At 68.5% G+C, this 6724-nt stretch carries 6 protein-coding genes and 1 pseudogene; 5 read left to right on the forward strand and 2 right to left on the reverse strand.

Annotated elements, in window-relative coordinates; genetic code table 11:
* Positions 1-345: 345 nt before the first annotated feature.
* Positions 346-1056: a pirin family protein gene (locus WT24_RS26600; protein ID WP_060036302.1), complete on the forward strand. Its 711-nt coding sequence runs from the start codon at positions 346-348 to the stop codon at positions 1054-1056.
* 69 nt (positions 1057-1125) lie between these two features.
* On the opposite strand, the gene WT24_RS26605 is transcribed toward WT24_RS26600, so the two are convergent.
* On the reverse strand, positions 1126-1680 hold the full coding sequence (locus WT24_RS26605; RefSeq protein ID WP_060036303.1) for a periplasmic heavy metal sensor: 555 nt from the start codon (positions 1678-1680) through the stop codon (positions 1126-1128).
* A gap of 224 nt (positions 1681-1904) precedes the next feature.
* On the opposite strand from WT24_RS26605, the gene WT24_RS26610 reads away from it, so the two are divergent.
* A complete protein-coding gene (locus WT24_RS26610; protein ID WP_006493394.1) occupies positions 1905-2630 on the forward strand; it encodes a response regulator in 726 nt (241 codons plus the stop codon).
* Positions 2614-3933, forward strand: a complete 1320-nt coding sequence (locus tag WT24_RS26615; RefSeq protein WP_059504872.1) for an ATP-binding protein — start codon at positions 2614-2616, stop codon at positions 3931-3933. Before WT24_RS26610 ends, WT24_RS26615 begins: the two co-directional genes overlap by 17 nt.
* A gap of 42 nt (positions 3934-3975) precedes the next feature.
* On the opposite strand, the gene WT24_RS26620 is transcribed toward WT24_RS26615, so the two are convergent.
* Positions 3976-4242, reverse strand: a complete 267-nt coding sequence (locus tag WT24_RS26620; protein ID WP_011545926.1) for a hypothetical protein — start codon at positions 4240-4242, stop codon at positions 3976-3978.
* A gap of 508 nt (positions 4243-4750) precedes the next feature.
* Here WT24_RS26620 and WT24_RS26625 point away from each other — a divergent pair.
* Both WT24_RS26625 and WT24_RS26630 read left to right on the forward strand, forming a co-directional pair.
* On the forward strand, positions 4751-6508 hold the full coding sequence (locus tag WT24_RS26625) for an ABC transporter permease subunit (protein WP_059504874.1): 1758 nt from the start codon (positions 4751-4753) through the stop codon (positions 6506-6508).
* Between the two features lie 22 nt (positions 6509-6530).
* A pseudogene (locus tag WT24_RS26630) lies at positions 6531-6724 on the forward strand (ABC transporter ATP-binding protein); the annotation flags it as partial.

Consider the following 6724-nt stretch of genomic DNA (forward strand, 5'->3'; position numbering starts at 1 on the left):
ACTTTCCGGGGGCGCTCGCGGCCGGTCGGACCGGGCGCCGCGGCGTATTCTAGACGGCCAAAAATCGCCGATCGGCGCTCTGGCGTTGGCGGCTGCCGGAACGGCGAACGCCAAAAGGGCGGTATTTTACCCGAACGCGATACCCGGAAAACGGCAATCCGGCACGGTCGACCGATTCCTCGATTCGGCTGTTGCGGTAATCGTGGTATTCGCAGCGAACATTTCGGCAATTGACTACGCGAATGCAACGATGCGGTGCGCGGGCGACGGATTGTGGCGCGTTCGACCCCACCCTACAGTGGAGGTAAACCCGAACAGACAATCTGCCTCCCGAACGTCCACCCCATGTTCCAGATCCTGCGCGCCGAAGACCGCTGCCACACGCGCCACGGCTGGCTCGAATCGAGCCACAGTTTTTCGCCCGGCTGCCGCACCGCGCCCGCGCATGCGCCGGTGCGTCCGCCCGTCGGCGCGCTGTGCGGGCTGAGCGAGGACCTGATCGCGCCGACGCGCGGGTTCGGGATGCAGCCGCGCCGCGACGTGGAGATCGTCACTTACGTGCTGGACGGCGCGCTCGCGCACCGCGACAGCCTCGGCTGCGGCGCGATCGTCCGTGCCGGCGGCATCCAGCGGATGAGCGCCGGCACGGGGCTCGTGCATAGTGAAATCAACGCGTCGCGCGATCGGCCGCTGCACCTGTTGCAGATCTGGCTGCAGCCGGCCGAGCGGGGCGGGCGGCCCGGCTACGAGGAACGGCGTTTCGCCGACGACGAGAAGCGCGGCCGGTTGAGGCTCATCGCGGCGCCCGACGGCGGCGACGGCGCGCTGTCGATGCGGGCGGACGCCCGCATCTTCGCGGGGCTGATCGACGGCGACGAGACGACCGCATTCGACGTGCCGGCCGGGCGCAGCGTCTACGTGCACGTGGCGCGCGGCGAGGTCGAGGTCAACGGCCGCGCGCTGGCCGTCGGCGACGGCGCGCGGATCGGCGGCGTGGACGCGGTGGCGTTCGCGCGCGGCCGGACGGCCGAGGTGCTGCTGTTCGACGTCGCCTGAAACAAAAAGGGGAACGCAGGCAGGTGCCTGCGTTCCCCTTCCGCGCCGCTGCGGGAGCGGCCCGCCGGCTTACTGCGCCGGCGCCGACGCGCCCTTGGCGGCCGCGCGATGCTGCTCCCAGCGCTCCTTCATCTTCTCGTGGCGCTGCTCCATCTTCGCGAACTGCTGCTTGAGCGCCGTGCTGACCATCGTCTTCTGCGAGTCGTTCAGCCCGTTGTAGAACGTGAGCCACGCGGCGGACGTCTGCTCGCGCAGTTGCGCGTTTTGCGCCTCCGCCTGCTGGCGTGCCGAATGCATCGCGCTCAGGTCGAGGATCGGCTGGTTCTGCTGCGCCTTGAACTGCTCGCGCATCTGCTCGTGGTTCTTGCGCATCGCGTCACGGTTCTGCTTCATCGTGTTGACGGCCGCCTGCCATTGCTGCTCCTGCGACGCGTTGAGCTTCAGCTGATCGTGCAGTTTCATGATCGCGCCGAACGGGCCGCCTTCGTGGCCGTCATGCATCCGGTGCATGCCGGGGCCGCCCGGCGGCGGCATGTCGTTGGGCTGCGCGGCATGCGCGGTGCCGAATGCGAGAGCGAGCACGGTGGCGGCCGCGATGGCCACGCGGGAAGTCTTCTTATACATTTCAGAAACTCCTTGTATCCAAAGGGTCCGGCGATGCGGTGCCGGGAAAGCCGGGTACCGCATCCGGTAAGACGCAGGTTAGCGATCCGGGCCTCGGCGGGTGTTACGCGGGGTGGCGGCCCGGTTACCGTGCATTACAGTTCCCTTGCGCGGTAACCCGCAGTAACCCTTTCGCCCCTTTGTTTCGTTCTTCCACTCCGCCCTCGCGCGATAAACTTCGAGCCATGACTACCCAGATCCTCATCGTCGACGACGACCAAGAACTCCGAGACCTGCTGCGCGACTATCTCGTGCGCCAGGGGATGGAAGTGTCCGTGCTGCACGACGCGGCGACGCTCGAGAAACGCCTCGAGCGCGAACGGCCCGACCTGATCGTGCTGGACCTGATGATGCCGGGCGTGGACGGCCTGACCGCGCTGCGCCAGTTGCGCGCGGCCGGCGACGACATCCCCGTGATCATGCTGACCGCGCGGGCGGACGACGTCGACCGCATCGTCGGGCTCGAGCTCGGCGCGGACGACTACCTCGGCAAGCCGTTCAACCCGCGCGAGCTGCTCGCACGCGTGCAGGCCGTGCTGCGCCGCCGCCGCGCGACGCCGTCGGCGGCCGCGCCCGAGCAGCGCGAGCCGTTCGCGTTCGGCCGCTTCCTGCTCGACTTCCAGGCGCGCACGCTGTCGGTCGACGGCAAGCCGGCCACGCTGTCGAGCAGCGAATTCGCGCTGCTGAAGATCTTCGTGAACCACGCGCTGCGCACGCTCACGCGCGAGCGGCTGCTCGAGTTGCTGCACGGGCCCGAGTACGACGGTACCGACCGCGGCATCGACGTCCAGGTGTGGCGCCTGCGCCGCATCCTCGAAACGGATCCGTCGACGCCGCGCTTCATCCAGACAGTCCGCGGGCGCGGCTACGTGTTCGTGCCCGACGGCGAGGCCCATGCGCAAACCCATTGATTCGCTGTTCGGGCGGCTGGCGCTGCTCGTCGTCGGCGTCCTGCTCCTGTCGCACTTCGCGTGGTTCTTCGCGATGCGGCTCGAGCGCAACCAGATGCAGACGCGTTATGCGGTCGAGGAGGCCGCGTTCCTCGTCGATGCGGTGCGCCAGCACGTGGCGCGCACGCCCGACCAGCCGCTGCCGTCGCGCGTGCGGCTCGTGTCGCCGGACAGCGCCGACGTGCCGAAGGGCGGCGATGCGGGGCTGCCGCCGCCGCTGAAGCGGTTCCGCGACGACGTGAGCGACCGCATGCCGCCCGGCACGCAGGTCGAGATCGGCACGCCCGGCCATCCGCCGGTGCTGTGGGTGAAGGAGCCGGCCGATCGCAACTGGATCGTGGTGCCCGTGCAGCCGCTGCGACCGCCGCGCTCGCTCGACCGGATGCTGCTGTGGCTCGGCACGATCTTCTCGGCCGGCGTGATCGCCGCGCTGTTCGCGGCCTGGCAGTTGCAGCAGCCGCTGCGCTCGCTCGCGCGCGCGGTCGCGCGTTTCGGCCGCGGGCAGCCGGTGCCGCCGCTGCGCGAACGCGGGCCGCGCGAGCTGCGCCAGCTCACGCGCGGCTTCAACCAGATGGTGGAGCAGGTGTCGCAGGCCGAGAGCGATCGCGCGGTGATGCTGGCCGGCGTCGCGCACGACCTGCGCACGCCGCTCGCCCGGATGCGCCTGCGGGCGGAAATGATGGACGACGCGCGGCTGCGCGACGGCGTCGTGCGCGACGTCGACTCGATGTCGCACATCGTCGACCAGTTCCTGGTATTTGCGCATGGCGGAGCCGATCGCAGCGAGCCGGTGCCGGTCGACCAGGCGTGCGAGCGGATCGCACGCAGTTACCGCGCGGTCGCGCCGAACGCGCCGACGGTCCAGACGCGGCTGGAGGCCGATCCCGGCTTCCGGCTGCCGACGGCGACGCTCGACCGGATCCTGTCGAACCTGCTGGACAACGCGCATGCGTACGGCGCACCGCCCGTGCTCGTCGAGACGGCGCGCACGCCGACCGGCTACGTGCTGTCGGTCAGCGACAGCGGCGGCGGCATCGCGCCGCGCGACCTCGCGGCCGCCACGCGGCCGTTCGTGCGGCTCGATCCCGCGCGCGGCGGGAACGGCCACAGCGGGCTCGGGCTCGCGATCGTCGAGCGGCTCGTGCTCAGGCTCGGGGGCGCGTGCGACATCGGCAATCGCCCCGAAGGCGGCCTGCGCGTGTCGATGACGTTCCCGTTCGAGGTCGTGCCGAAGGACGACGAACGTCACGCACAGGCCGCCTGAGCGGCCGCGGCGCCTGCCCCACCGGGCAGGCGCCGCGCGGCGTCATTCGCCGAACAGCGTGCCGAGCGTCTCGGCCGCGTTGCTGTCGATCGTGTTGTAGGTCACCGTGGTGGCCTCGAAGATGTAGACGGTCGTATACCGGCCGAGACGCTCCAGGATTTCCTCCTGCAGCGATTCCGGCACGACGTTCATGTTCAGGTACCACGCCGTGGACGACAGCCGCGTCTGGAACGACCCGTACTCCTGCATGAGTTCATAGAACGCATCGGCATCCTGATCGCGACAGACGATCACCAAGTTTCCTGCCATTCCCTTCCTCCCGCTCGTCGGTCGATCCCCGGGCCTGTCGACACGAAGCGCGTGCGCATTGCCGCGGCACGGCCGAAACGACCCCCGGGGGCTAGCCCCGATCATACCTGCTTCGTCGTCTCCGGCTGCTGATGCCGGACACGGTTTGTGCCCGCGTGCGGGTGGCGGGTTCACGGCCGGCCCGGATCACGGCATAATTCGGGCCTGCGTGCCGGCCGCAGGACTGCGGCCAGGCTGTTCCGTACCGCGCGCCCGCCATCCGCCCACGCGCCGGGCACGATCCCTGCGCTGCCTGCGCCGTCCGGGGACGGTTGTACCTGAAATACAGGTTGGTGTAGTGTCGTGCCGTCGCGGCCCGGCTCGACCGGCCGCGGCTGCGCATGCGTGCGTGCCCGGCGCGCCGCGCGTGCACGAGATCGCCAGTCAATCGAATTACCGCGCCCGTGCGCTTTGCCATGAATCAACATCGACTGCCGGCTTCGATCGGCCTTACCGGGGAGGGCGCCTGATGAACGTCGGATTCTTCAATCCGAACCGGACCGCCAACGCATCCGCGTGGCGCGTGCTGCCGAACCGGTGGGACTTCATCGCATTTCCGCTGATCATCTGCCTGATCGCGATGGCGGTGGTCGGCTTTCACGAAACGATGGCGCCGATCGGCGTGCTGCAGACGCAGAAGATCTCGCTCGATCCGTCGAACCTGCCCGAATATGCGCTGCGCACCACGCTGCGGATGCTCGCCGCGATGGTCGCGTCGCTCGTGTTCACGCTCGTCTACGGCACGCTCGCCGCGAAAAGCCGCCGCGCGGGCATGGTGCTGATCCCGATCCTCGACATCCTGCAGTCGGTGCCGGTGCTCGGCTTCATCTCGTTTACGGTCACGTTCTTCCTTGCGCTGTTCCCGAGCCGCGTGCTCGGCGCCGAGCTGGCCGCGATCTTCGCGATCTTCACGAGCCAGGCATGGAACATGACGTTCAGCTTCTACCAGTCGCTGCGCACGGTGCCGCGCGACCTGGACGAAGTGTCGCGCGGCTTCCACCTGACGTCCTGGCAACGCTTCTGGAAGCTCGAAGTGCCGTTCTCGATGCCGGGCCTGATCTGGAACATGATGATGTCGATGTCGGGCGGCTGGTTCTTCGTCGTCGCGTCGGAGGCGATCACGGTCGGCAACCAGACGATCACGCTGCCGGGCATCGGCGCGTATCTCGCGCAGGCGATCTCGGACAAGAACTTCGGCGCGATCGGCTGGGTGATCCTGACGATGACGGTCGTGATCCTCGCGTATGACCAGTTTCTGTTCCGCCCGCTCATCGCGTGGGCCGACAAGTTCCGGATGGAGAACACCGCGTCGGGCGACGCGCCGCAATCGTGGCTGCTCGACCTCGTGCGCCGCACGCGGCTGATCCATCAGCTGCTCGTACCGGCCGGCTGGTTTTTCGCGAAGGCCGCGCGGATCCCGCTGCGCCTGCCGCTGTCCGGTGCGATGCGCTTCACGTTGCCGAAAGTCGAGAAGAAGGCGTCGCGCACGGTCGACATCGCGTGGGCGGGGCTCGTGCTGATCGGCACGGCCTATATCGTATGGCGCGTCGTCAGCTTCGTCGCGACCGGCGTGACGATGGCCGAGGTCGGCCACGTGCTCGTGCTCGGGCTCATCACGCTGCTGCGCGTGGTCGTGCTGATCTCGATCGCCTCCGTGATCTGGGTGCCGATCGGCGTGTGGGTCGGGCTGCGCCCGAAGCTGGCCGAGAAGCTGCAGCCGCTCGCGCAGTTCCTCGCCGCGTTCCCGGCGAACCTGCTGTTCCCGGTGTTCGTGATCGTGATCGCGCGCTTCCACCTGAACGCGGATATCTGGCTGTCGCCGCTGATCGTGCTCGGCACGCAGTGGTATATCCTGTTCAACGTGATCGCCGGCGCAACGTCCTACCCGAACGACTATCGCGAAGCGGCGACCAACTTCCGCATTCGCGGCTGGCAGTGGTGGCGTCAGGCGATTCTGCCCGGCATCTTCCCGTACTACGTGACGGGCGCGATCACCGCATCGGGCGGCGCGTGGAACGCGAGCATCGTGTCGGAAGCCGTGCAGTGGGGCAGCACCAGGATCGAGGCGCACGGCCTCGGCGCCTACATCGCGCAGACCACCGCCGCCGGCGATTTTCCGAAGATCATCCTGGGCATCGCCGTGATGTCCCTGTTCGTTACCTTGTTCAACCGCCTGCTGTGGCGCCCGCTGTATGCCTTCGCCGAAGCGAAGCTGCGGCTCGACTGAGACCGATTGAGAGCGAAACGCGATGAACAATCCGAATGCTGTAAACGCCCCCGTCCAGACGTCCCAGCCGCCGCGCCTCGGTGAAGAGATCCTGCGCGTCGATCACGTCTGCCGCGGCTTCAACAAGACGCAGGGCGAGCTGCTCGTGCTCGACGATGCGAACCTGTCGCTGCGCGAAGGCGAGATCGTCGGCCTGCTCGGCCGCTCGGGCTCGGG

Source organism: Burkholderia sp. MSMB1078WGS (assembly GCF_001528895.1).
In the GTDB taxonomy this organism is placed as follows: domain Bacteria; phylum Pseudomonadota; class Gammaproteobacteria; order Burkholderiales; family Burkholderiaceae; genus Burkholderia.